Consider the following 25,381-nt stretch of genomic DNA (forward strand, 5'->3'; position numbering starts at 1 on the left):
AAGAATCATGCGCGAATCATTGGAACACGGGGTGTGGGGCGTCGTCGCCACACCGTTCATCGGCAGCACCCAGGATGTCGACACCGACAGCCTCGCGAATCTGGCAGAACACTACGAGCGGATCGGCGCCATCGGATTGACGGTGCTCGGGGTGTTCGGTGAAGCCGCGGCACTGTCCACGGATGAGCGAGCCCTCGTGCTCGAAACGGTCACCGAGGCTTCCGATCTCCCGCTGGTGGTGGGTGTCACCGCTCTTGCCACCCGCCCCGTCGTCGACGAGATCCGTGCCGCCCGGGCCGCGGCCGGCGAGCGGATCCGGGCGTTCATGGTGCAGGCCAACTCGGCCGACGCCGACGTCGTCACCGACCATCTGCAGGCCGTGCACCGCGTGACCGGCGCCCCGATCGTGGTGCAGGACTACCCCGCCGCCAGCGGGGTCGCCATCCGCCCGGCCTCGCTGGCCGCCGTCGTGCGGCGTTGCGAGTTCGTGGCGGCGGTCAAGGCGGAGGCGCCACCGACGTCCGTGGCCATCGCCGAACTCACCGCTGCCGTTGAGGTCTCGGTGTTCGGCGGACTCGGCGGGCAGGGCCTCCTGGACGAACTGAACTCCGGCGCCGCAGGCGCCATGACCGGATTCTCCTACCCCGAAGCGCTGGTGGCCTGTGTCCGGGCCTGGCAGTCGGGCGGATACGAGGCCGCACGCGAAGTGCTGCAACCGTTCCTGCCCCTCGTCAACTTCGAGCAGCAGGCCAGGATCGCCCTCTCCGTCCGCAAGGAGCTGCTGCTACAGCGCGGACTGATCCGGGACTCGGCGGTGCGTGCCCCGGCCGCACCGTTCCCGGAGGTGCTCCGCGACAGTCTGACAACGCATCTGGCCGAGGCCGCGCAGGCCTTCGACGCACTCACCGCCGGGAGGATCTGATGGATCTCGGAATCGGCGGCAAGACGGCGCTCGTCGCCGCATCCACCGGCGGCCTCGGCCTCGCCGTCGCCCGGGCCCTCGCGGCCGAGGGCGCACGCGTGGCGATCACCGGACGGCGGCGCGAGCGCGCCGAGCAGATCGCGTCGTCGCTGGGCGGTGCCATCGCGATCGAGGCCGACCTCAGCACCCCGGAAGGCACGGCGACCGCCGTCGAGCGCACCGAAGCGGAACTCGGGCCGGTCGACATCGTGGTCCTCAACGGTCCCGGGCCCAGACCTGGCGCGGCGGCGACCCTGGGCTCGGACGATCTCGCGGCCGCCTTCGACATCCTGCTCCGCCCGCACCACGCACTCGTCTCGACCGTCCTCCCCGGCATGCGGGAACGTCGCTGGGGCCGGATTCTGGCCATCGGATCCTCCGGAGTTGCCGCGCCCCTGCCCAATCTGGCGATGTCCAACACGGGCCGCGCGGCTCTGGCGGGGTACCTCAAGACCCTCGCCGCCGAGGTCGCCCTCGACTGCGTCACCGTCAACCTGTTGCTGCCGGGGCGGATCGCCACCGACCGGGTGGCCGAGTTGGATGCGGCCGCCGCCAAGCGCCGCGGTGTCACCGTCACCGACATCGAAATCGAATCGCGCAAGACGATCCCGGCCCGCCGGTACGGCGCCCCCGACGAATTCGGCGCCGCCGCCGCGTTCCTGTGCAGCGCCCCGGCGTCGTACATCACCGGCGTCGCACTCCGCTGCGACGGCGGCCTGATCCGCAGCCTCTAGGGCTCAGCCCTCCACCTCTCCAGGAGACACCATGACCACGACCGTCACCGAGCCCACCGGCTCACACATCCGGAACGAAGTCCCGACCGCGCAGCACCTCGTGAACGGCGAATGGCTGGGCGAAGCGGACACCGCGCGCTGGAACCCGGCCCGCCCGAACGAACTCGCCGCCTACTCACCGAGTGGTGGTACCGCCGAGGTGGACGCCGCCGTCGCGGCGGCCGCCGCGGCGCAGCCGGCCTGGGCCGCGCTCCCCGCACCGGCCCGCGGCGCCATCCTGATCAAGGCGGCAAACCTGTTGCAGGAACGGGGATCCGCGGTGGCGGCGGACCTCGTCCGGGAAGAAGGCAAGACCCTGGCCGAGGCCCGGGGCGAAGTCACGCGCGCCGTGGACGTACTGCGGTTCTTCGGGTCCCTGGGATGGGCGGCCACCGGCGAGGTGCTCCCCAGCGGGCTGCCCGGGACCAGCATCACGACTCGCCGCGAGCCCCTGGGCGTCTTCGCCCTCATCACGCCGTGGAACTTTCCCATCGCCATCCCGGCGTGGAAGACCGCACCCGCACTGATCTCGGGCAACACCGTGGTTCTCAAGCCCGCCGAACTGACGCCCCTGTCGGCCACCCACCTCGCCCGCGCCCTCCAGGACGCCGGTCTCCCCGCCGGGGTCTTCAACGTGGTCCACGGCAAGGGACGGGTGGTCGGCGACGCCCTGGCCCGCGACCCCCGCGTCGCCGGGCTGTCCTTCACCGGCTCCACCACCGTCGGGTTGGGGCTGCAGGACATCCTGAACTCCCGCCGGGCCCGGGTCCAACTGGAGATGGGCGGCAAGAACGCCGTGCTGGTGCTCGACGACGCCCGGAACGCCGCACAGGTGGTGGCCGCGGGCGCGTTCGGGCTCACCGGGCAGGCCTGCACGGCGACGTCCCGCGTGTACGTCACCCCGGGCATCCGCGATGCGTTCCTCGAGGCGCTGGTCGAGGAGGCCGCACGGTACGTTCCTGGCGACGGTTCGGCAGACACGACCCGCATGGGCGCGGTGGTGAGCCGCGCGCAGTTCGAGCAGGATCAGGAGGCAGTGCGTTCGGCCGTTCTCCGGGGCGCCACATTGCGGCATGGCGACTACGCCGGAGACACGTCCGCCGGGTTCTTCTTCCCGGCCACCGTGCTCACCGATCTTCCGCTCGACGACCCGGCGGTCACGGACGAGATCTTCGGGCCGGTCGTCGCGGTCCTGGAGGTCGCCGATTACGAGGCCGGGCTCGCCGCCGTCAACGATTCCCGTTACGGACTCACCGCGGGCATCTGCACCGACAGCTTGACGCGCTCGACAGACTTCGCCGCCCGGGCGCAGGCCGGCGTCGTCAAGATCAACCGCCCGACGGCCGGGTTGGACCTGAACGTGCCGTTCGGCGGGGTGAAGGACTCGTCCACGAATACGTTCCGGGAGCAGGGCCGCAGCGCCGTGGACTTCTACACCTGGGGGAAGACCGTGTACACCGGCGTCTGATCGCGGATGTCCTTTTTGTGTGTGTGGCGGAAACGGTGGCTGTGCTGTACAACTAAAACAGCGAGACCGGTTTGTGACATGAACCACACCTAAACGTTACTTTTACACACGGCAACATTGATATGGACAACAGTTCCGGGGGGAACGGATCCGCGCAGGCAGATCCGTTTCGGGAACGGTAAGGACACCACATGCTGTTCCCGATGGCGCCGACCGATTCACTGTTTCTGCTCGGCGAGTCCCGCGAGCATCCGATGCACGTCGGCGGCCTCGCGGTGTTCACCCCGGCCGAGGGATCGTCCGCGGCCGACGTGCGCGCGATGTTCGATGCGGCGCTGGTCGGCGACCGGGTGGCGGCGCCCTTCCGTAAACGGGCTCGCCGCTCGGTGACCTCGCTCGGCCAGTGGGGCTGGGACACCCTCCGGGACGACGAGGTCGATCTGGAACATCACGTCCGCCGTGACGCGCTGCCCCAGCCGGGCGGAATGGCTGAGCTGATGACCCTGGTGTCGCGGTTGCACGGCACCTTGCTCGACCGCAGCCGTCCGCTGTGGGAAATGCACCTGATCGAGGGGCTCGCCGACGGCCGGTATGCCGTCTACACCAAGATCCACCACGCCCTCGCCGACGGTGCGTCCGCGATGCGACTGCTCCGCGACAGCATGAGCGAGGACCCGCACCGACGGAACATGCCCACACCCTGGCAGCCCCGCAACCCGCTGTCGGCCGTGCCGGATGCGGGCGTGGCCGTCACGCCGGGTCCCGGGTCCGCGCTTCCGGCCATGGCATGGGATGCGGCCCGCTCCGCGGCGGGCGAGGTGGCCGGACTGCTGCCCGCGGCGCTGGGCACCGTGGACCGTGCCCTGCACGGCAAGGGTGGTGCGTTGTCGCTCACCGCACCGCACACCCTGTTCAACGTGCCGATCAGCGGGGCCCGTCACGTCGCCGCCCGCTCGTTCCCGATCGAACGGATCCGGCTGCTGGCCAAGCACGCCGACGCCACCATCAACGACATCGTGCTGACGATGTGCGCGGGCACCCTGCGGGCCTACCTGCACACCCGCGACGCGTTGCCGGACAACCCCCTGATCGCAATGGTCCCGGTGTCCCTGCGCGCGCCGGAGACCGGAACCGGTGACCGCGCGCCCGGAGGCAACCGGGTCGGGGTGCTCATGTGCAACCTGGCCACCCACCTTCCCGACCCCGCGCACCGCCTCGAGACCGTGCGCAACTGCATGAACGAGGGCAAGGCCGCATTGCAGGCGATGAGCCCCGCCCAGGTGCTCGCGATGAGCGCTCTCGGCGCGGCTCCACTCGGAGTCGAGATGTTCCTCGGCCGGCGGGGACCGCTGCGTCCGCCGTTCAACGTCGTCATCTCCAACGTCGCCGGACCCCGAACCCCGTTGTACTGGAACGGCGCCCGCCTCGAATCCCTCTACCCGCTCTCGATCCCCACCACCGGGCAGGCACTCAACATCACCTGCACCAGCAGCGACGACCAGATCGTCTTCGGCCTCACCGGCTGCCGCCGCACCGTCCCGGATCTGCACCCCATGCTCGACCAACTCGACGCCGAACTCGACCTCCTCGAAACCGCCGTCGGACTGTGACGCACGAGCACGGCGAGTACTCTCGAGCGCCTGGACAATTCTCAGGTGAGAGCCGCAAGTTCGGCCGAGCGCCAGGTACCGTCCGGGACCGCCAGCGACAGCAGGGCCTCCGGATCACCGACCGGCGGATAGATCGCCACGGTGTTGATCGACTTCTTCACCACCGCGCCCTCCTCGCCTGTCATCTGCACCTCTCGGTCCCACCCGGAGGCGAAGACCGCCCCGGCCGGTCCGAGTGCCAGGCACGTGACGTAGGAGGCGGGAGCGAACGGCACGAGATCGCGGCCGAGCAGATCGGCGACGGCGTTGTGCCCGACGAACTTTCCCTGCGGTAGCGCGTGCTGGCAGCTCTGCATTACGACGTGGCCGGGTTCGGCATACGCGGCGGCGGTATCTCCCGCGGCGAACACGTCCGCAAGACCTGCCACCTTCAAATGCGCGTCGACGGTGAGGCGGCCGAGGCGATCTCGTTCGCCGGGGATGTGCGCTGTCAGCGGGCTGGCCTGCATGCCCGCCGTCCAGATCACGGTGTTCGCGGCGATTCGGGTGCCGTCGGCGAGCTGCACTCCGTGCTCGTCAATCGAGGTCACGTCCACGCCGAGAAGGACTTCGACGCCGAGCGTGTCGAGTGCTTCGAGGATCGCCGGACGCGGTCCCTCACCGAGCCCGGATCCGACGACGTCACCGCGATCGAGCAGGATCACCCGGATCGGCGCATCCCCGGCGATCTCGCGGAGTCGATCGGTGAGTTCGGTTGCGATCTCGAGTCCGGTGAATCCTGCCCCGATCACGACCACCGTGTACCGGCCCTCCGAGTCCGGGCGCGCGGGCAGACTGCGCAGGTGCCCGTCGAGGTAGGTGGCGGAACCGAGCGTGTCGATGTCGAAGAGATGCTGGGCACCGGGAATGGTGGGGGTGACGAGTTGGCTCCCCGTGGCCAGCACCAGACGGTCGTAGCTCAGCGACGTGGCATCACCGGTCCGGGTGATCCCGTGAGCCTGATTGGTGGTGGTATCGATGGCGGTGATCGTGGCCGCGACCCGCTCCACTCCGATGGGGCCGAGCAGCCCGTCGAGGGAGCAGCGTTTGTTCTCCGGCTCCCGCTCGTAGAGGCGGGGCCGGAGGACGTGGTCGTCACCGGCATCGACCAGTGTGATCGTGAGGTCGGTCCGCGGCACGCCCGCATCGCGCCGCAGCCGCGCGGCGCTGGCCGCCGCCCAGACCCCTGCGAAACCGCCTCCAATAATCAGGACATTTGACATCTAGATTCTCCTTACGCGTGAGCAGCCAACCTCGGACGGACGATTGAGAACTACGGGTGTCGCCTGCGATCAGCCCCGGTCGTACGCCTGGCGCATCCGGTCGGCGAGTCCCGGCGCATGTCGTTCAGCCTCGATCCGGACGTCGTCGACGCTCTGACCGGCCAACTCCCGCCGCCACGCCAAATCTGCCTTCCGCATCGCCATCGACACCGCGCACGGCATCGACAACTGGCCGGCGGGCATGTCTGCGCCGACGCCCTGGGCGCGGATCTCGGTGCACCGAAACGCCTCCTCGGCACCCTCGATAGCGGTGACGACGTCCAGGACGCTGATGTGCTTGGCCGAGCGGGTCAACACGAACCCTCCCGCGGCACCAGGAACGGAGGTCAAGATCCCTGCACGCACGAGCGCCTGCAACTGTTTGTTCAGATACGGCGCAGGCAGATCGTAACTGCGCGCGAGCGCAGCAGTCGACACCGGACGATCATCATCCACCCACGCCAGCGACAGCACAACGTGCATCGCCCACTCGACACCTCGCGACATCCGCATAACCTAGATACTAAATATCCAGATACATGCCGTCAAGGCGCCGCAACTCGGCCGGTATGGCCCGAGCGGGCGCCCGACGTACTCAGCCCGTCACTGCCGTCCGGGGCGGGGGTGTCGGGGTGAGATGCGAAGTCGCTTGTTCGGCTTGCTGTTCGCCGGTAGGTGCTGTCGGGCCCGATCGTGCCCGAAGCGCCGATCCGATTCGGTCAGCCCGCCCCAGACGCCGTAGGGTTCGCCGACCTCGAGTGCGTGGCGTTGGCATTCGTGTCGGACCGGGCAACCCTGGCAGAGTTCCTGCGCCTGCCTCTCCCGGCGAATTCGCGTTGCTCTGCTTTCGCTGTCCGGCCCGAAGAAGAGATCCGACCGGGTGGTTCGGCACAGCGCGCGGGTCTGCCAGTCCCAGAGATCGGAGTGGGGAGTCAGCAGACGAACGGTGAGCGTCAAAGATGGCATGGGATAGTCGTTTCCGACGCCTAGTGGTCTTCTTCGCCGATTCTGTGGACGTGGATCAGGTTGGTCGAGCCTACGGTGCCCGGCGGCGACCCCGCCACGATCACCACGAGTTCACCCTTCTGGTACCGGCCCAACCCGAGCAGCGCGTTGTCGACCTGCCGCACCATCGCATCCGTGCTGTCGACCGGGTCGACGGTGAACGTCTCCGTCCCCCACGTCAACGACAACTGGCTGCGCACCTCCGGCAACGGCGTGAACGCCAGCAACGGCAACGGCGTATGCAACCGCGCCAACCGGCGCACCGTGTCCCCCGACTGCGTGAACGCCACCAACGCCTTCGCATCCAGGCGCTCCCCGATGTCGCGGGCCGCGTACGAGATCACCCCCCGCTTGGTCCGCGGCACATGCGTCAGCGGCGGCACCTGCGTGGACTCGTTCTCCACCGCCTCCACGATCCGCGCCATCGTGCGCACCGTCTCCATCACGTACTTACCCACCGACGTCTCCCCGGACAGCATCACCGCATCCGCCCCGTCGAGGACCGCGTTCGCCACATCCGAGGCCTCCGCCCGGGTCGGCCGCGAGTTCTCGATCATCGACTCCAGCATCTGCGTCGCCACGATCACCGGCTTCGCGTTCTCCCGCGCAATCTGAATCGCCCGCTTCTGCACCAACGGCACCTGCTCGAGCGGCAACTCCACACCCAGATCACCCCGCGCCACCATCACCGCATCGAACGCCAGCACGATCGCCTCGAGATTGTCGATCGCCTCCGGCTTCTCCAACTTCGCGATCACCGGAATCCGCCGACCCACCCGGTCCATCACCGCATGCACCAACTCCACATCCGCCGGCGACCGCACGAACGACAACGCGATGAAATCGACACCCAACCCGAGCGCGAACTCCAGATCCGCGATGTCCTTCTCCGACAGCGCCGGAACCGACACATTCATCCCCGGCAGCGACACACCCTTGTTGTTCGACACCGGGCCGCCCTCGGTGACCCGGCAGATCACGTCATTGCCCTCCACCCCGGAGACCACCAGACCGACCTTGCCGTCGTCCACCAGCAACCGGTCCCCCGGCTTGGCGTCCTCGGCCAGCTGCTTGTACGTGGTCGAGACCCGGTCGTGGGTGCCCTCACACTCCTCGACGGTGATCCGCACCTCCTCACCGTTCGCCCACGTGGTGCGCCCCTCCGCGAACCGGCCCAACCGGATCTTCGGCCCCTGCAGGTCGGCCAGGACACCGACCGCCTTACCCGTCGCGTCCGAGGCCGCCCTCACACGTTTGTAGTTCTCCTCGTGATCGGCGTGCTCGCCGTGGCTGAAATTCAGCCGCGCCACATCCATACCGCTCTCGACGAGCTCGCGAATACGGTCACCGGTGGCGGTAGCAGGTCCAAGTGTGCATACGATCTTCGTGCGCCGGGACGTGCTGAGCAGACCGGGCTGTGCGGTGTGTGCTGCGGACCGTTCGATATCGATGGTGGGCATGTGACTCCTCGCGGCTGAGTTGAGAGTGGTTGTGTGACGCGACATGTTCGTCACGACGCGCAGTCCGAGCTCGCCCGCAGGTGCGTCGGCATCGACGCGGGGCGGCTCCATTGACTGTCGATCAGTCCGACGACCTGAGCGGTTGCCTCCTGAAGGAGTTCGGCGGTGTTGTCGAGCAATTCGTGGAGTTCCGCCGGGCCACGGGCGATGGAGAACGCCGCCGCGATCCGGGCGGCGCGAATCTCGGCCGCGGACAAGCGGACCGTACCGGCAATCACGACCACGGGGCAGTCCGCCGGTGTCTGACGAACGACGCCCTGCACCACCTTCCCCTGCAGCGACTGCGCGTCGAAAGCCCCTTCGCCTGTGATCACCAGGTCTGCATCGGCGCACAGGGACCGCAGTCCCACCGTTTCCGAGACGAGGTCGCTCCCGGGCACGAGTTCCGCGGCGAGGAGTGCGCTCAGGCAGGCGGGCATGCCGCCGGCCGCGCCTGCTCCGCGCAGTGTCAGGACGTCGGTCCCGTACGCATCGCGGAGAGTGATCGCCAATTGTTCGAGTCCGGAATCCAATTCACGGACCTGGTCGGCGGTCGCGCCCTTCTGTGGCCCGAAGACCGCGGCCGCCCCGTTCTCCCCGCAGAGGGGATTGTCGACATCGGTCGCGACGCGCCAGCGCACCGACCGTGCCCGCGGATGCAGATGCGACTCGTCGATGGCAACGATGTCACCGAGCCCCGCACCGCCGGGTTCCACGTCGTGCCCGTCTTCGTCGAGGAATCGGACTCCGAGCGCGCGGAGCATCCCGGTGCCCCCGTCTGTGGTGGCGCTGCCTCCGATGCACAGAAGAATTTCGTCGACGCCGTCTTCCAGTGCGCTCGCCGCGATTTCGCCGACGCCGAAGGTGTCCGCCCGCAACGGTGACGGTGGAACGTCCGCCACGTGCGGCAGACCATTCGCCTCCGCAGCCTCGATGATCGCGACCGTGCCGTCGTTCGACAGCCCGTAGCGGGCGCTCCGCGGACGTCCGAGGGCGTCGTGAGCGCGGATCAGCCGGGGTGCCGCATTACCCGCTGAGAGGAACGTCTGCAACGTGCCCTCGCCGCCGTCCGCGAGTGGGCACTGCACGATCCGGACGTCGGCGCCGAGCGCTGACCGGACACCGGCGGCCATCGCGGCTGCGACGTCGACGGCGGAGAGGCTCCCCTTGAACGAGTCGGGAGCGAGGACAACGGTAGGTGTGCGCTTTCGCATGAACTGAGCGTAGGCCACCTACGGCCGGCGTCATATGTGCGTTCTGCACAGATTATCGCCGGTTTCTTGCTTAAAATTATGTGCAGTTTGCTCCTGCCGGCGGGTCGTGGCGTAATCGGCAGCGTTACTCGCCGCGATATGGATCCTCGAGCGCCGCGGCCGCGAGGAGCGTCAGACGCATGGCGACGGCGTGGTCGAACGTGCGCAGGTTCAATCCGGTCACGTGCTCGATCCGGTCGAGGCGCTGAACCAGCGTATTGCGGTGCACCTGGAGAGCAGTCGCCGTCGACGCGATCGACAGATTGTGTTCGAGGAATGCGCGAGCGGTCTCGCGCAGAGTCGTCGACAGCGGCGTGAGGACCCGCTCCACGGTGTCGTGTGAAATGTCCCGGGACTGCTGTGCGACAGCTATTTCGGGCACCAGTGCAGAGAGTTCTGTCACCTCCCCCGTCGGCAGCAGGGCCGCCCGGGTCAGGAGCATGCCCAGCCTGGCGGCGTCCACGGACAATTCACGCGACGAGGCGGCGTGCCTGCCCGTGACGAGACGGACGTCGCCGGTGCGCAGCCGCCGCCAGGTCGCGGCAAGTGTGCGGTCTGTCACCGAACTGCTCAAAACCCACACCGCACCCTGCAATTCGGCCGCGACGACGCCGGGCTCCCCCTGGATCCGTCGAAGCAGCGCCACGGACGTGGAGGAGGGAAGGGACCACGATCCGCTGCCCGATGCGGGAACGGCCGCAGTGATGTTCCACGGCGGGGTCATCGGTGAACCGATGTGGCGTAACGCTTCCAGCAGGCCGTTCTCGCCGACGGTTCCGTTCACCAGTCCGAGGAGCAGTTCGCGCACCGCCGCTTCCCGCCATCGCGAACTGTCCCGGTGCTGTTCATTCCGCAACAACAGTTCCACGGTGAGCGCGAGGACGCTGCACACCGATTCGACCTCCGCCGGATCGCCCGTGATCCCCACGGCACCGACGATCCGCCCGTCGAGCGTCAGCGGAATATTGATCCCGGCTCGGACATCCGCAGACTGTTCGTCGGCGTCCACGAGAACCCGCCGGCCGTCCCTGATGGCGTGGAGCGCACCGGCGTGCACGGTGCCGATACGGGTCCTGTCGACCGAACCGATGATGCGGCCGTTGCGATCCATCAGATTGATGTTGTAGTCCAGCCGGGGGCTTACCTCGTCCACCACGCGCTGCGCGAGTTCGCCGGTGAACACGTACGCGAACTCGTCCTCGCCGCCGTCCTGCACCGCCCACGTCATGTAGCAACACTAAACGTGCGAGGTCGTGATGCCCCCTCCCGGACGGGTCATGGGGTCCGGAATCCGCGGAAGGTCACCTGCGTGCGGGTGCGGAAACCGAGCCGCTCGTACAGGGCGATCGCGCCGGTGTTCGTCTCGGCCACGTGCAGGAACGGGCGTTCGCCCCGACCGATAATCCGCGCTGCCAGCGCACGGATGAGGAGGGCGGAATGGCCTCGCCCGCGTGCCTCGGGTGCGGTGCAGACGGCGCTGATCTCGGTCCATCCCGGTGGCCGGAGCCGCTCGCCCGCCATCGCCACCAGCCTGCCGTTCTCCCGGATTCCGAGATGACAACCGAGTTCATGAGTGCGTGGCCAGAACGGTCCCGGTCGGGTCCGCGCGACCAAGTCGCGCATCGCGGGCCCACTGTCCGCGCCGAGGTCGACGACACCTGCTTCGGCTTCCGAAATATCGACCGGCGTGGTCCCGGCCCAGATCATCTGGCGCCCCTCCAGAGCGAACACCGGCTCCCAGTCCGGTGGCGGCGTCGCCGCGCAGCTGAACATGTCGGCCAGCTCGCCCCCACCGAGCAACCGCGCCGGGTCGGCCTACCCCTGCGGTCCCGGACCGGCGGCGACCGCGGAGAAGGTCGCCACCTCCGGCGGGTAGGTGGCGGCCCGGCCGTGCCGGCTGGCGAAATGTGCGTGGTGCGATCGCAGAGATTCGCCCACCGGGTCGCCGAGCGCGGCGGCATCACAGCTGTCCTGAGTACCGTCTCCGCCCGAACTGGGCGACGTGGTGGTGATCGGGATGCTGGTCATCGAGATACTCCTTTGCCCCTCGGTGAAACACACGGGCCCTACGGATCCGGTCCGTGAGCATCATCTACGCCGACGGGTGCCGCTGTGCGTGCGGGGTGAGCAACTTGACGGCGACGAGGAGATCCAGGACGTCGTCGAAGCGCCGGAGATCCTTTCCGGTTCGCTCCGCGATACGGTCCAGCCGGTGGTAGGCGGTGTTGCCGTGGACATACAGCGTCTCGGCAGCCGCCTTCGCGTTGAGGTTGGCCTTGGCGTATGCCTCCAGCGTGTCGATATACACCCGATCCGCGGCGAGGTCGTCCTCCACGAAACGCCGGACCGCGGGATCGATGAGCCGGCGCGCGGTCTCGTCCCGCTTGGTGAGGAGGTATTCGAACGTCGTCAGGTCGCTCAACGGCTTGACCCCCGGTTGATCGGACAACTGCTCGCGAGCGGTGACGGCTTCGGAGTAGGCCAGCGGTACCGCCTCGAGACCGAGGTGCACCGTGCTGATCCCGATCGTGAGCTCGATTCGCTCTGCGCGAAGGGTATCGAAGGCATGCGTCAAACTGCGTGTGACTGCTTCGCTGTTGCCCTCCTCTGCGGGGAAGATGCCGATGAATTCTCCGTGCCGGAAGGCGATCAGGCCCCGGGCGCGCGTGTGGTCCGCGCCCGCCGCTCCCAACGCGCGAACGATTGCTTGCCGGCTGCCGCCGTCCTGGGTGGCGAAACCGGACGCGACGACAACCTTCGAGCCGAGGTCGAGTCCAGCTGTCCGTAGGGTCGCTTGCCGCGACGCCACCGTGGGAGTTCTGCCGGCAAGCAGATCGTCGACGAGGTCCCGGGCCGCCCTGGCAGCGTCCGCGAGCAGGAACTGCTGTGCTTCCAGATACCCTTCGGCGGCGATCGTGCTGCCCGCTTCGATCACCCCCATGATGAATCTGACGGAGTCGGTCGCCGCGGCTTGAAGGTCGGGGTGCTTCCGTGCAATGTCGAGGACGCTCTCCCAAAGAGTCAACTGGCTGATCCGGAACGCCTGGAGGAAGTCGGCGAGAGGAATCGACTGCGTCACTCTGCGCAGGGCGTGGTTTCCGGTGACCCGGTAGTCGTCGCGCGAAGGAAACTCGTCCCGCGCCAGGCTGTGCGCGAATGTGTCGAAGACATCTCGGCAGTGAGCGGCAACGTCCTCACGCAGACCGGGATCCGAATTGTTCCGATAGCTCGGTACCTGCTGGCAGATCCGGGTTGCGGCCAGTGCGGCCACATCATGCACGGCGTCCTCGACGTGGCGTGCAAGCTCTCGCGTGAGATTCTGTGCATCGGAGTGCGGTCGGTCGACCACGGGTGTCACCCCTATCGAAGTGCCGGAAACGGAGCGCCTCCCGGTTCGTCGAGACTCGGTGTGGTCAACGTACCTGCTCAGACATCGTTCCCGGTAGTTCCCACGATCGGCCGGGAGCCCCGTGGACTCCCGGCCGGCTGTCGCACTCAACCGAGCTGCCGGACCACGGCCTCGCCGACCTTGCGCGCACTGCTCGGATTCTGCCCGGTGATCAGTCGGCCGTCCTCGACGACGAACGGATCGAACGGGTTCGGTGCGAGGGTGAAGCGTGCTCCCCGGTGTCGAAGTTCGTCTTCCAGGCTGAACGGGACCGCGTCGCTGCGCTGCGCGAGTTCCTCCTCCTTCCAGGTGAATCCGGTAACCGAGCGATCCTTCACGAGGTATTCGCCGTCGCCGAGCTTGACCTCGAGCAACCCGGTGGGACCATGGCACACCGCGGACACGATCTTCCCCGTCTCGTAGAACTGGGCGATCAGCTCGGCGAGCGTACGGCTCTGCGGGAAGTCGAACATCACGCCGTGTCCACCGGTCAGGTAGATCGCGTCGAAGTCCGCCGCATCTATGTCCGCGACGGACACAGTCTCTTCGAGAAGGTCCATGAAATCGCGATCCGCGTACCGTTTCCCGGTTCCGAGATCACCCAGGAAGTCGTGAGACAAACTCTCCGGATCGATGGGAACGCGGCCACCCGCAATGCTGGCGATTCTCAAATCCAGCCCTGCCTCCTCGGCCACATCCCAGAAATGCGTAAGTTCGCCGAGCCACAAACCGGTTCGGTAACCAACTTTCTCGTACTCGCCGATGCTGGTGACGATGACGAGAACCTTCGAACGAGTAGCCATGTGCACTCTACCTCTTCGTGTCGTGAGTTGTTCGGTGTCAGGTCAGGTCGTCGCGGGAACCACGTGCAACTCTGCTGAGTAGCGAGCGGAATACAACGCGCTCATTGCCGTCGAGCACGCGGAGAACCGACGCTTCGGCGACGCGCACATTCCGTTCGAGAACTGTGTAGTGCGCAGTTCCGAGACCCTCGGAACGATCTTCCGGGCGCGACGGTCGACCGGACGCTGCACTCGCTCGACGAGACCCGTGTCCACCGGTGCATCGATCACGTACGGGAGGACCGTGCGATCGATTCCGAGGTAGTCGGCCAGACCGAGTTGGGTGGACATTTCCTTGCACAACACGGTCTGGAGCAATCGGTTGCGGCTGCCCCGATGAATTGACCATGAAACGAACTGTAGGAACAGACCTTCCGCATCACCAGGGAATTGGTCACAGACCCGTTTGTACGCCCGCACAGTGCGTGACGCGCTGCGAGAACTCGCAGCGAACCCACCAATCCAGCGAGGGTTGTGATCGAACAACAGGGCTCCACCCAATATGTTGTGGGGCGGTCATCGTGTGTTGGCCGTCACATGCAGGGATAGTCGAGGGGCAGACGGAACGGATGCGGCGAGCCCGCAGTCCGTGCCACACCCCACATCGCCAGATTCCTCGGCGAAGCTCCCAACCGTGAGGCCCAATGACCACGAAACTTCCTGTGCCCGAGCGCAGCACCTCAGAGAATCAGCCTCGATCGATGTTCAGGATCGCTACCGCATCGCTCGTGGGGACGACCATCGAGTTCTACGACTTCTTGATCTACGGGACCGCAGCGGCGCTCGTCTTCGGCCCGCTCTTCTTCCCATCCCTCGGTGCGGGCGCAGCCACACTGGCAGCCATCGCCACGTTCGGCGTGGCATTCGTAGTCCGCCCCCTCGGTGCAACCCTGTTCGGCCACTACGGCGATCGTCTCGGACGCAAGAAGACTCTCGTGACCACGCTCCTGATCATGGGAGGCTCTACCTTCGCGATCGGCCTCATGCCGACCGCCGACGCGATCGGGGCGGCAGCCCCGATCTTGTTGGTGGTGCTCAGGGCGCTACAGGGGCTGGCTCTCGGTGGCGAGTGGGCGGGCGCCGCGCTCCTGACGTCGGAATACGCCGACCACGGCAAGCGAGGCCGCTACAGCATGTACCCACAGCTCGGGCCGGGCCTCGGCATGGCACTCTCCAGCGGAACCTTCCTGGTTACCGGGCTGGGGATGAGCCCCGAGAGCTTCACCGACTGGGGCTGGCGCGTCCCGTTCCTGGCCAGCGCCGTACTCGTCGCGGTCGGCCTCTGGGTGCGGTTGAACATTGCGGAGACCCCCGCGTTCGCGAAGACCATCGCCGCCGAGGAGCAAGCCAAGCTGCCCTTCGCGGACGCGCTGCACGACCAATGGCGCCAGATCCTCTTGGGTGGCGGCATGCTGTCGATGACGTTCGGCTCCTTCTACATCGCGATTGTCTTCCTCACCAGCTACGCCGGCCAGGGCGAGGCCGGTGTGCTCGGTCTGTCGCGGGAGACAGTTCTCGTCGTCGACATCCTCGCCGCCGGAATCCTCTCCGCAGCTGTCATCGGCTCTGCGATCTGGTCCGACCGGATCGGCAGGCGGCGAGTGCTGCTCACGGGAACCGTTTTCGGAATTGCCGCAGGCCCGCTCGCCTTCGCCGTCATGGAGCCCGGAGGCACAGTCTCCTTCTTCCTCGCGATGAGCCTGCTGATGCTGGCGCTCGGTATTCCCTACGGCCCTGCCGCCGCCTATCTCCCCGAACTCTTCAAAACCCGATACCGCTACACCGGCGCCGGAATGAGCTACAACCTGGCCGGCATCCTCGGCGGTGCTCTCCCGCTCGTTGTCGCCGATCCGTTGATCAAGGCCCACGGAGGAATGGGCGTGGCCTACTTCCTCTCCGCCCTCGGCGTGGTCAGCACAGCCTGTCTGCTGCTCCTGAAGGAGACGAAGGACGTCGCGATCGACGCCGACAGCAATGCCTGACCTGCACCACCCGACCCCTCGATCGCAGGTGGGCCGCTCGGACGCGCTGGGCGGCCCGCCTTTCACCAGAACTGGAGCAACCGTGAGCAACCCACTGATTCCCGGGCACATGACCGAAGTAGTGATCACCGAGCCCGGAGGACCCGACGTGCTACAGCCACGGCGGGCCCCGGTCCCCACTCCTCATGGCGACGAGGTACTCGTGCGCGTGAAGGCCGCGGGGGTCAACAGGCCTGACGTCATGCAGCGCAGGGGCGAGTATCCGATGCCGCCCGTGGTCAATCAGACGCCTGGTCTCGAGATCGCCGGCGAGATAGTCGCCGTGGGCAGCAGCGTCACCCGCTTCGCGGTGGGAGATACCGTGTGTGGGCTCACCGAAGGCGGCGGGTACGCCGAGTACTGCCTCCTATCGGCATCGCAGACCCTCCCGGTACCTCATGGCATGACGGCGAGCGAGGCGGCGGCCATTCCGGAGACCTTCTTCACCGTCTGGGCCAACGTTTTCCACATCGGTCGAGCGGCAGCCGGCGACACGCTTCTCGTCCACGGCGGCACCAGCGGCATCGGATCGACCGCACTCATGCTCGCCACGGAATTCGGGATCCGGACCATCGCCACCGACGACGGCCCCGAAAAGTGCAAGGCGATACTAGAACTCGGCGCCGAGTTCGCCATCGACTTCCGCGAACAAGACTTCGCCGAAGCCGTCCTCGACCTGACCGACGGCCGGGGCATCGACCTCATCCTCGACATCGTGGGCGGTGCCTACCTCGAACGCAACATCGCATCGTTGGCAACGGACGGGCGATTACTGTCGATCGGCTTCCTCGGCGGTGAGGTGGCGCCCCAGGTGAACCTGCTCACCATCGCGCTCAAGCGCGCGACCCTGACCGGCTCGACGATGCGGTCACGAACCGCGCACGAGAAGGCGGTAATCGCGACCGACTTGCAGGCGAAGGTGTGGCCTGCGCTCGCCGCAGGCCGCTGCCGTCCGATCATCCACGACGTGTTCCCCTTGGCGCGAGCTGCGGACGCCCACCGGATGATGGAGAGCGGTCGGCACATCGGCAAGATCGTCCTGAAAGTTCCGGAATGACAACGCCATCCATCGGAAGGCTGAACGCGCTCACCCTTCCCACATCACTATGCGTTCCCGCTCGATGCCTCAGTCGCGGTGAGCCGACAGCAGCCACGCCGGCAGCATGGCCCGGCCCTTGTCGTCGCGCTGCCAGTTCGCGGCCTCCTCCGGCCCGAGCAGCGCGTGAATGAACGCCGGGCGAAGGTCGTCGATGATCCAGTATTCGGCGACGGCCTCCCGTAGCTCCTCGTCGGTCACCGGATTCGGTCCCTGCCCCTCGGGAAAGGCGCCCTTCGCGAACACCAGGATGTAGTAGGACGCGCCCGGCGCGGCTGCCCGGGCGACGGCCTGCAGGTAGTCGCGCCGCCGGTCCACGGGCAGCGAATGAAAGAGGGTGCTGTCGACGATCGTGGCGAAGCGGCCGTCGAAGCCCGTGAACGTACTGATGTCCGCCACCTGATACGTCGCCGTCGTCAGACCGCGATCGGCCGCGGCCGCCTGAGCTGCCGCGATGGCCGTCGGCGACAGGTCCAGACCGACCACGGTGTATCCCTGCGCCGCCAACCGCAGGGACGTCTCGGCGTGTCCGCAGCCCGCGTCCAGCACGTCGCTGCGGAACTTGCCTTCCGCGATCAGTGCGGCGATCTCGGGCTGCGGCTCACCGATGTTCCACGGCACCGGCCCCGCGAATTCCTTCGCGTCGCCTCGGTAGATGTCGTCCCACGGCGCAACCTGGTTGTCCTCGGTCATGGTCTCGACCGTACGCCCACGCCGTCTGTCACCACCCCGCATCCGCACGCCGATCCATGCGGTGTAACGATCCGGGCACTTCCGGACACTGTGGCAATAGCCGCAGACGCTGGGTCGGCGGGACTGCAGGAGGCGCTCTCTTTTGAAGAAACCGATACCCACGATGGACTGTCAGGAACTCGTCGAACTCGTCACCGTCTACCTCGAGGATGCGTTCGCGGCGCAGTCCAAGGCCCGGTTCGAAACGCACGTGGGTGAGTGCGGCGGATGCGCCAATTACGTCGACCAGATGAAGCAGACGGTGCACACCCTCGGCGAACTGTCGATCGAGGAACTCGACCCGGCGCTGCGGGACCGCATCCTCACCGACTTCCGACGGCGGTGCTGAGGTGCTCTGGAAAGCGTTTCATGACAAAGCAATTCACTGATGTCGAGACATGCCGTCGCGGCGCACGGCGGACGGCGACATGCCGAATTCGTGGCTGAACGCGTACGAGAACGCAGCCGGCGACGCGTACCCGAGGGTCGATGCGACCCGGGTCACCGGTTGCGAGCGCAACATCGGGATCGAGGCCAGCAAACGGGCCCGCAGCCGCCACGCTGCGGGACTGATACCCACCTCGCGGACGAATCTTCGCGTGAAGGCACGTTCGCTCATCGCCACCCGGCCGGCCCAGTCGGCGTTCGTCACGCCGGCCTCTGGTGTGTCGAGGTAGTCCCTGCACAGCGCGACCAGGTCGGCCGACGCCGGCAGTGTCAGATGCAGCGGCAATGTTCCGAGGGTCGACAGCAACAGCAACAGCGACGCGACGGCGCCGTCGCGGCCTGCGCGGTCGTACGCGGCGGGCAGATCCGCCGCGACGAGCAGCAATTCGCGGAGCAACGACGACACCTCGACCACCACGCACGACGGGGGCCACCACGGCACCGCGACCGGCTCGATGTACAGGCTGGATGTGGTCGCGTCGAGCATCCGCACCCGATGCCGAGTGGCGGGCGGAATCATCACCCCCTGAGCGGTGGGCACCGTCCAGGTGCCGTCGCCCGTGTCGACGATCATCGTTCCGGTAGCGCCGTACAGGAACTGTGCCCGGCGGTGCTCGTGCCAGTCCAGCAGGAATCCGGGCGAGTAGTCGGTCGCGATCGCCAGCACATCCCGCTCGACACCGTCGACCTCGCTGAGCGGAACATTCCTCACATATCCGAACCTACCGGCTGACTCTCGAAAGAACCCGACCAGCATTCGATTGTTGTCCCGGCTTCCCTGCGGTGGACTGGACGGTGTGAGTCTGTTCGTCCTGCTTCTCATCGGCCTCGTCACCGGGGTGACCACCGTGCTGTTCGGTTTCGGTGGCGGGTTCGTGACGGTCCCCGTCATCCTCTGGGCCGAGGCAGGGCTGGGTGACACGGCGGCGCAGGTCGCAGTCGCCACGTCCGCCGCGGTCATGCTGATCAACGCCGCCGTCGCCACCGCTGCGACACCCCGCACGGTGCTCCGGCGGTTACAGCGGTCGCGCGGACTCCCCTTGCTTCTCGGACTCGGGGGTATTGCGGGCGCACTACTCGCGCGCGACGTGCCGGGTGCCGTCATCCAGTGGGGGTTCGTGATCTACCTGGTCGCGACGATCGTCGACGTCCTGCTGCGACCGGGATTCGTCCGTCCGAAAGCGCCGCCGACGACGCATCCGCAGCAGCAGTTCGCGATCCCGACCCCGCTCGGACTGCCGATCGGCGCGACCGCGGCGTTCCTCGGAGTCGGCGGCAGCGTCATGACGGTGCCACTCCCGCGCCGCGCCGGCGAGGGAATGGGTGTGGCCACGACCCTCGCGAACCCGCTGACCCTCGCGATCAGCCTCCCGGCGGCCCTCACCTTCCTCGCCGCCGGCGGACCCGAGTCGACGTCTGGGACCGCACTCGTCGGATCGGTCGACGTGGCCGCGGCGCTCGCACTGCTTCTCGGCGCGCTTCCCGTGATCGTCGTCCTGCGGCGGCGCCCACCGTGCCTGCCCGACCGTGTCCACGCGGTCAGCTATGTGCTCCTCCTCGTCGCGGTCACCATCACCACCGCGGCAGCGGCACTACGGTGACCGGGCGTCGCCGCCCCAGCCCTAATCGTGTGCCCGCTCCACAACCCAGGCCGCGACCTGGGTCCGGGAGGTGAAACCCAGTTTCGCCAGGATGTGCTCCACATGACCTTATGCGGTGCGCGGTGATATCACCAGGCGGTCGGCGATGGCCTGATTGGTCAGGCCTTCGGCGATCAGATCGGCGACCTGGCGTTCCCGCTTGGTCAGTCGCGTCGACGCGTCGGCGTCTCGTGTGGTGGTGCCGGACTGTTGCTCGTGGAGGGCGTAGGCGATTGCCGCGTCGAAGCCGAGCTGTTCACCTTTGCGGTGGGCCGCTCCGAATGCTTTGTCCCCGATCTCCTTCCGGGATTCATTTTCGCAGTCCTGATGGTAGACAAGCAGATTGGAATGTATGATCACAGCGCTGCCCACCGACCGCGCCAGCCCTTCCGCGGCTCCCATCAGCACTGCGGCCCGAGTCGGGTCGCGCCGCTCGGAGGCGATCCAGGCCAGCGCCTCGAGTCCGGCCGCGACGACGCGGGGACTGCGCACCTGCCGCGTCAGCTCCAGGGATTGTTCGAGGAGCCGGACCGAACGATCGGCATCCCCCTGTCGCCACATGGCGATGCCCAGAGCCCACAGCGAGTGGGACCGATACATTTTCTCGCCGTATCGTTCCGTGATCGAGAGTGCACGTTCGTGGCATTCGATCGCCTGGTCCGTCAGGCCGGACAGTCCGTAGGCCACACCCAACGGGTACAGGATGCTGACTTCGAGTGTGCGATCCTTGCGTGCGGTGAACTCCGCGAGTGCGGTTTCCAGTTGCGAGCATGCTCGCGCGAGATCCCCTCTGTAGAGGGCCAGCATGCCGTCGGAACAGTCGACGTAAGCACGCATCACGGGGTCGCTCGTGTGCGCGGTGAGGGTCCGCGCCTCCTCGACGAGCGCTGTTCCGGCCTCGAGGTCGCCCTGAGCGAAGGTCATCACGCTGCAGCCGTAGATCGCCTTGATCGAATCCAAGGTGGGTGGGCCACTGCGGCGGGCGAGCAGTTGGTCGAGCCAGCGCCGCCCCTCGTTGTAGAGACCCTGGGAGCTCCAGAACAAGAACAGCGCGGCCGCGGTGCGCAGGCCGGCGGCGGGATCGTCCTCGGCGCTGAATTCGAGGGCCTCCCGCAGATTCGGCTGTTCCCGCTTCAGCCGGGCGATCCAGTCGAGTTGGCGGGCGCTGATCCACTCGACTTCCGCATCCAGCGCCAACGCCTCGTACCAGTCCCGGTGCCGGCGCCGAAACGCCACAGCCTCACCGGTCTGCTCGAGTTTCTCGTAGCCGTATTCGCGGAGAGTCTCGAGCATCCGGAACCGCACCACCGACCCGCGCTCCTCGCGGATCAGGATCGATTTCTCCACCAGGGACGTCAGCGTGTCCAACAACTCGTCCGGGTCGAGGCCCTCGCCGCACACCCGCTCCGCGGCGTCGAGTTCGAAGCTTCCCGCGAACACCGCCACCCGCCCCCACACCAGTTGTTCACCGGCGGAGCACAATTCGAAACTCCAGTCGATACACAGCCGCAGCGTCTGTTGCCGCGTCGGCGCACCCCGGCTGCCGCGGGTCAGCAGGGTGTAGCGGTCGGTGAGGCGACCGAGGATCTGCTCGGGTGACATCGCCCGCAACCGCGCCGCCGCCAACTCGATCGGCAGCGGCAACCCGTCGAGCCGGTGGCAGATCCCCACCACCGTCGCCGCGTTGTCGTCGGTGAGCGCGAACCCCGGAACGGCAGCATTGGCGCGTTCGGTAAACAACGTCACCGCATCGTATTTGGGTAACCCGCGCAGGGAGGGCCGCCGTTCCGGATCGGGGGCAGCCAGTGGCGGGACCCGCAGCACCGCCTCCCCGCCGATGACCAGAGGTTCGCGGCTGGTGGCCAGAATCCGCAACCGCGGACACACCCGCAGCAAGGGGCCGACGAGTTCCGCGACCGCGTCCACCACCTGCTCGCAGTTGTCGAGCACCATCAACACCTCACGCGGGGTGAGGAACTCGATCAGGACCTCCCGCAGCGGCCTCGCCGAGTGATCCCGCACCCCCACGGCGCCGGCCACCGCATCGACCAGTGACGACGCGTCACGCAGTTCGCCCAACTCGACCAGCCGCACACCGTCGGCGTATTCGCGCTGCACGGCGGACGCGACCCGCATCGCCAGCCGCGTCTTCCCGACACCGCCGATCCCGGTCAACGTCACCAGCCTCGACCCGGCCAGCAGGTTCTTCGCCTCGGTGAGCTCGTGTCGGCGGCCGACGAAACTGGTCAATTCCAGAGGGAGACTTCCCGTCGCGCCCAGCGTGGAGTGCGCCGGCGAGCCTCGTCCGCTGCGCGAGGTCGATGGCTTTCGGTTCACCTGCACATCGGGTTCGGCACGGAGCGCCATCTCGTCGACCGGAAAGCCGTGGTCGCGTTGCAGACCTCGCAGCTGTTCCCCGAAGTCGGCGGCGGTGACCGGGCGCGCACCGGGCTCGCGGGACATCGCCCGCGCAATCGCGTCGGACACATCGTCCGGGATCCCGTGCTCACGCAGATCGGGCACCTCCTGCGTGGTGATCCGCAGAAACTGCGCCACCACCTGCTCACCGCTACGACGCTCGAACGCGGCATGCCCGGTCAACGCACTGAACAGGGTCGCGCCCAGGCCGTAGACGTCCGCGGCTGGACTCGGCGGATCACCGCCGAGCACCTCCGGCGCGGTATACGCCGGCGACCCGGTGACCGCACCGGTGGCCGTCTCGAAACCCCCGGCGATGTGCGCGATACCGAAATCCGCCAACTCCGGCTCCCCGTACTCGGAAAGCAGAATATTCGCCGGTTTGACGTCCCGGTGCAAAATCCCGAGCCGATGCGCCGATTCCACCGCACCGGCCATCTTCACCCCCACCCGCAGAACCTGCTCCAGCGCGAGCGGACCACCCTCCCGGACCCGGGCCTCCAACGAATCCTGCGGGTGATACGGCATCACGATGTACGGAAGGCCGCTGTCGGTGGCGCCGACCTGCAAAATGTTGACGATGTTCGGGTGCCCGGTCAGCCGCCCCATCGCCTGCTGCTCCCGGAAGAATCGGGCCCGGTTCTCCTCGTCGAGGTCGACGGTGAGCACCTTCACCGCCACCGTGCGATCCAGTTCCGACTGGGTGCAGCGGTAGACGACACCGAAACCGCCGCGTCCGATCTCCTGAACGTCAGCGAAACCAGATCCACCGAGTTCGGCAGCCGGGGACGGCGGGTACCGCTGAGTGTCGAGCGGATCACCTTCACCCATCGGACGGTCTACTCACCCCGTCGGCTCGTGGTTCCGGCGCATTGGTCCCGACGGCGCGACCAGCGCGGATACAACCGTGGACTCACCTCTCGACGGCGTCTTCTCGAGGATATCGCTGTCGGTGATCGGTGCGGGCGATCCTTGTCCCAGCCGGTGTGAGCCTCCCCATTTAGTCAATTAGATTGATCAATTTGGTTGTACGCTTTGCGCATGATCACCGAACAGGCCACCGCGCAGGTCCTGCGGGAAGCGCTGCGCCCGATCTGGCGACAGCTCACCGCAGGCAGGACGATCTCCGTCGGCAAAATAGGCGTGCTCGCGTACCTGTCGAAGCACGGCCCTACGTCCGCTTCGACCCTCGCGACGGCCGAGAAGATCAGTCCCCAGGCGATCGCCAACGCGGTGCGCGAACTCGAAAGTCTCGGCTTGGTTGCGCGGACACCCGATGAGCAGGATCGACGCCGGATCTGGATCGAGCTCACCGATGCCGGCCGGGAGAGGCTGGCGCAGGAGCGGTCGAAAGGCCTGGACTGGCTGGAACAGGCCATCGCGGAGCGGCTGACGGCCGAGGAGAAGAAGACTCTCGACTCCGTCGTCCCGATTCTGCACAAGTTGGTGGACGATGCCCCAGTCGACTGAGTCCACCACGCGACCCCGGTTACTGCCGGCCCTGGCGTATGCCGCCCTGACGACCGCGATCGTCAGTTCACTCGGCATGCTGCTGGTGCCCACGATCTCCCACGACATGCACGTCGAGGTGAGCACCGGCCAGTGGATGCTCACCGTCAACCTCCTGGTCGGGGCGGTCGCAACACCGATCATGGGCCGGCTGAGCGACGGCCCCCACAAGAAGCGCCTGCTCCTGTGCTCCCTGACCACGATCCTCGTCGGTTCGATCGTCGCCGCCGCCGCTCCCAACTTCACCGTCTTCCTGATCGGCCGCGCGTTGCAGGGACTCACCTACGGAATCGTTCCGGTGACGATCGCCCTGGCCCGCCGCTATCTCCCCGAGAACCAGGCCCGGATCGGCATTTCCAGCCTGTCGGTGACGGTGACGACGGGCCTGGGACTCGGATACCCGCTGACCGGCATCCTCGCCGACCTTCTCGGGTTCCGATTCGCCTTCTGGTTCGCGGCGCTGTTCCTGATCACCACCATCCTCGTCGTCTGGCGTGTCGTTCCCGCAGGTCCCGACGAGCAGGCACCGCGCAACACACTCGACGTCCCGGGCGCACTGCTGGTCGGCACCGGACTCGCGTCCCTACTCGTCGCCGTCAGCGAAGGCTCCCGGTGGGGCTGGGGCTCACCGTGGACCATCGGATTCTTCGCCGGGGCGGCCACACTGCTGACGGCGTGGTCACTCGTCGAACTGCGCACCCCGTACCCACTGATCAACCTGCGGGTACTGCGCAACGGTGACGTGCTGGTCGCGAACAGCACCGCGATCGGCCTCGGCGCCGCGATGTACATCGGACTCTCGATCGGCAGCCTCATCGCCCAGGCGCCCGCCTCCACCGGATACGGCATCGCGCTGCCCCTGTTCTGGGCCGGATTCGTGATGCTTCCCCTGTCGGTGGCCAGTTTCGGCGCGAACCGACTCGTCCGCGCGGTCTCGCACCGGATCCGCATGAGGACTCTGCTGCTCATCGGCGCGGGCCTCGTGACGGCCTCGAGCGCGCTGCTCTGGGTCGCCCACAACGCGCTGTGGGAAATCCTGATCGGAATGCTGGGGTTCGGGGCAGGAATGGGCATGACATATGCGGCGATGCCGGCCCTGATCGCCCGAAGCGTCGCCGACACCGAACTCGGTAGCGCAGTGAGCTTCAACCAGGTGCTGCGCACTGTCGGTGGTTCGTTCGGCAGCGCCCTCGCGGGTGCGGTGCTCGCGGCGAATCTGGCACCGGACCTACTTCCCACCGAAAGCGGGATCAGGCTCGCTCTCGCCGTGGGTGCCATCGGATGCGCGATCGTCTTCGCCGCATTACTCGTCAACTACGTGAAGTCCCGCCTACCGTCGCCGGAGCGACGAACGGAGGGAATCGGGGCCACCTCCGTTCGCTGGCCGTGAAGCAGATACGCACCGCAGAGAGTTCGGC

Annotated in this window: 23 protein-coding genes and 1 pseudogene; 10 read left to right on the forward strand and 14 right to left on the reverse strand. The window is 67.3% G+C overall.

Translation table 11 applies throughout. From position 1 onward, the window contains the following. Positions 1 to 7: 7 nt before the first annotated feature. The 4 genes from ROP_RS13375 (at position 8) to ROP_RS13390 (ending at position 4,812) form a co-directional block, all read left to right on the forward strand. Positions 8 to 922: a dihydrodipicolinate synthase family protein gene (locus ROP_RS13375; protein ID WP_012689895.1), complete on the forward strand. Its 915-nt coding sequence runs from the start codon at positions 8 to 10 to the stop codon at positions 920 to 922. Beyond that, positions 922 to 1,695 carry an SDR family oxidoreductase gene (locus tag ROP_RS13380; RefSeq protein WP_012689896.1) on the forward strand — a complete coding sequence of 258 codons (774 nt, stop codon included), beginning with the start codon at positions 922 to 924 and terminating at the stop codon, positions 1,693 to 1,695. Before ROP_RS13375 ends, ROP_RS13380 begins: the two co-directional genes overlap by 1 nt. 31 nt (positions 1,696 to 1,726) lie before the next feature. Continuing rightward, a complete protein-coding gene (locus ROP_RS13385) occupies positions 1,727 to 3,202 on the forward strand; it encodes an aldehyde dehydrogenase family protein (protein WP_012689897.1) in 1,476 nt (491 codons plus the stop codon). 191 nt (positions 3,203 to 3,393) lie between these two features. Next, the gene (locus ROP_RS13390) at positions 3,394 to 4,812 is read left to right on the forward strand and encodes a WS/DGAT/MGAT family O-acyltransferase (RefSeq protein ID WP_043824705.1); all 1,419 of its coding nucleotides are present in this window, start codon (positions 3,394 to 3,396) and stop codon (positions 4,810 to 4,812) included. 41 nt (positions 4,813 to 4,853) lie between these two features. Here ROP_RS13390 and ROP_RS13395 read toward each other — a convergent pair whose 3' ends face one another. The 11 genes from ROP_RS13395 to ROP_RS40370 form a co-directional block, all read right to left on the reverse strand. After that, positions 4,854 to 6,074: an NAD(P)/FAD-dependent oxidoreductase gene (locus ROP_RS13395; protein WP_012689899.1), complete on the reverse strand. Its 1,221-nt coding sequence runs from the start codon at positions 6,072 to 6,074 to the stop codon at positions 4,854 to 4,856. A gap of 69 nt (positions 6,075 to 6,143) precedes the next feature. Then, positions 6,144 to 6,626, reverse strand: a complete 483-nt coding sequence (locus ROP_RS13400) for an RrF2 family transcriptional regulator (RefSeq protein WP_012689900.1) — start codon at positions 6,624 to 6,626, stop codon at positions 6,144 to 6,146. Between the two features lie 90 nt (positions 6,627 to 6,716). Then, complete coding sequence (locus ROP_RS41120) at positions 6,717 to 7,079, reverse strand: WhiB family transcriptional regulator (protein WP_012689901.1); 363 nt, start codon at positions 7,077 to 7,079, stop codon at positions 6,717 to 6,719. A gap of 20 nt (positions 7,080 to 7,099) precedes the next feature. Further along, a complete protein-coding gene (gene pyk, locus ROP_RS13405; protein WP_012689902.1) occupies positions 7,100 to 8,578 on the reverse strand; it encodes a pyruvate kinase in 1,479 nt (492 codons plus the stop codon). Between the two features lie 50 nt (positions 8,579 to 8,628). Next, on the reverse strand, positions 8,629 to 9,831 hold the full coding sequence (locus ROP_RS13410) for a glycerate kinase (RefSeq protein WP_012689903.1): 1,203 nt from the start codon (positions 9,829 to 9,831) through the stop codon (positions 8,629 to 8,631). 124 nt (positions 9,832 to 9,955) lie between these two features. After that, complete coding sequence (locus tag ROP_RS13415; protein WP_012689904.1) at positions 9,956 to 11,098, reverse strand: CdaR family transcriptional regulator; 1,143 nt, start codon at positions 11,096 to 11,098, stop codon at positions 9,956 to 9,958. Positions 11,099 to 11,145: 47 nt separating this feature from the next. Beyond that, complete coding sequence (locus ROP_RS13420; protein WP_231868904.1) at positions 11,146 to 11,643, reverse strand: GNAT family N-acetyltransferase; 498 nt, start codon at positions 11,641 to 11,643, stop codon at positions 11,146 to 11,148. A 42-nt stretch (positions 11,644 to 11,685) separates the two neighbouring features. Beyond that, entirely contained in the window at positions 11,686 to 11,898 is a 213-nt protein-coding gene (locus tag ROP_RS44080; RefSeq protein ID WP_012689906.1) for a hypothetical protein, read from the reverse strand. 64 nt (positions 11,899 to 11,962) lie between these two features. Continuing rightward, positions 11,963 to 13,219, reverse strand: a complete 1,257-nt coding sequence (locus ROP_RS13425; RefSeq protein WP_012689907.1) for a PucR family transcriptional regulator — start codon at positions 13,217 to 13,219, stop codon at positions 11,963 to 11,965. 146 nt (positions 13,220 to 13,365) lie between these two features. Next, complete coding sequence (locus ROP_RS13430) at positions 13,366 to 14,061, reverse strand: type 1 glutamine amidotransferase domain-containing protein (protein ID WP_012689908.1); 696 nt, start codon at positions 14,059 to 14,061, stop codon at positions 13,366 to 13,368. 42 nt (positions 14,062 to 14,103) lie between these two features. Continuing rightward, the gene (locus ROP_RS40370) at positions 14,104 to 14,391 is read right to left on the reverse strand and encodes a hypothetical protein (protein ID WP_050785069.1); all 288 of its coding nucleotides are present in this window, start codon (positions 14,389 to 14,391) and stop codon (positions 14,104 to 14,106) included. A 410-nt stretch (positions 14,392 to 14,801) separates the two neighbouring features. Here ROP_RS40370 and ROP_RS13440 point away from each other — a divergent pair, with 410 nt between their 5' ends. Then, positions 14,802 to 16,082, forward strand: coding sequence for an MFS transporter (locus ROP_RS13440; protein WP_148222459.1), 1,281 nt, complete (start codon positions 14,802 to 14,804; stop codon positions 16,080 to 16,082). Positions 16,083 to 16,164: 82 nt separating this feature from the next. Continuing rightward, the gene (locus ROP_RS13445; RefSeq protein ID WP_012689911.1) at positions 16,165 to 17,178 is read left to right on the forward strand and encodes an NAD(P)H-quinone oxidoreductase; all 1,014 of its coding nucleotides are present in this window, start codon (positions 16,165 to 16,167) and stop codon (positions 17,176 to 17,178) included. Positions 17,179 to 17,247: 69 nt separating this feature from the next. On the opposite strand, the gene ROP_RS13450 is transcribed toward ROP_RS13445, so the two are convergent. Then, a complete protein-coding gene (locus ROP_RS13450; RefSeq protein WP_012689912.1) occupies positions 17,248 to 17,910 on the reverse strand; it encodes a class I SAM-dependent methyltransferase in 663 nt (220 codons plus the stop codon). A gap of 163 nt (positions 17,911 to 18,073) precedes the next feature. Between ROP_RS13450 and ROP_RS13455 the strand changes: the two genes are divergently transcribed. Beyond that, entirely contained in the window at positions 18,074 to 18,298 is a 225-nt protein-coding gene (locus ROP_RS13455) for an anti-sigma factor family protein (protein WP_043824708.1), read from the forward strand. A gap of 33 nt (positions 18,299 to 18,331) precedes the next feature. Here ROP_RS13455 and ROP_RS13460 read toward each other — a convergent pair whose 3' ends face one another. Continuing rightward, a complete protein-coding gene (locus tag ROP_RS13460; protein WP_043824709.1) occupies positions 18,332 to 19,108 on the reverse strand; it encodes an AraC family transcriptional regulator in 777 nt (258 codons plus the stop codon). A 91-nt stretch (positions 19,109 to 19,199) separates the two neighbouring features. Between ROP_RS13460 and ROP_RS13465 the strand changes: the two genes are divergently transcribed. Beyond that, the gene (locus ROP_RS13465) at positions 19,200 to 19,997 is read left to right on the forward strand and encodes a sulfite exporter TauE/SafE family protein (RefSeq protein ID WP_043826530.1); all 798 of its coding nucleotides are present in this window, start codon (positions 19,200 to 19,202) and stop codon (positions 19,995 to 19,997) included. Between the two features lie 21 nt (positions 19,998 to 20,018). On the opposite strand, the pseudogene ROP_RS13470 reads toward ROP_RS13465, so the two are convergent. Next, positions 20,019 to 23,285 (reverse strand): annotated as a pseudogene (locus tag ROP_RS13470) (protein kinase domain-containing protein). A gap of 210 nt (positions 23,286 to 23,495) precedes the next feature. Between ROP_RS13470 and ROP_RS13475 the strand changes: the two are divergent. Both ROP_RS13475 and ROP_RS13480 read left to right on the forward strand, forming a co-directional pair. Beyond that, complete coding sequence (locus ROP_RS13475; protein WP_012689917.1) at positions 23,496 to 23,924, forward strand: MarR family winged helix-turn-helix transcriptional regulator; 429 nt, start codon at positions 23,496 to 23,498, stop codon at positions 23,922 to 23,924. Beyond that, a complete protein-coding gene (locus ROP_RS13480; RefSeq protein WP_012689918.1) occupies positions 23,908 to 25,353 on the forward strand; it encodes an MFS transporter in 1,446 nt (481 codons plus the stop codon). The genes ROP_RS13475 and ROP_RS13480 overlap by 17 nt, the downstream gene beginning before the upstream one ends. Positions 25,354 to 25,381: the final 28 nt, after the last annotated feature.

The sequence above is a fragment of the Rhodococcus opacus B4 genome, from assembly GCF_000010805.1.
GTDB lineage: Bacteria > Actinomycetota > Actinomycetes > Mycobacteriales > Mycobacteriaceae > Rhodococcus_F > Rhodococcus_F opacus_C.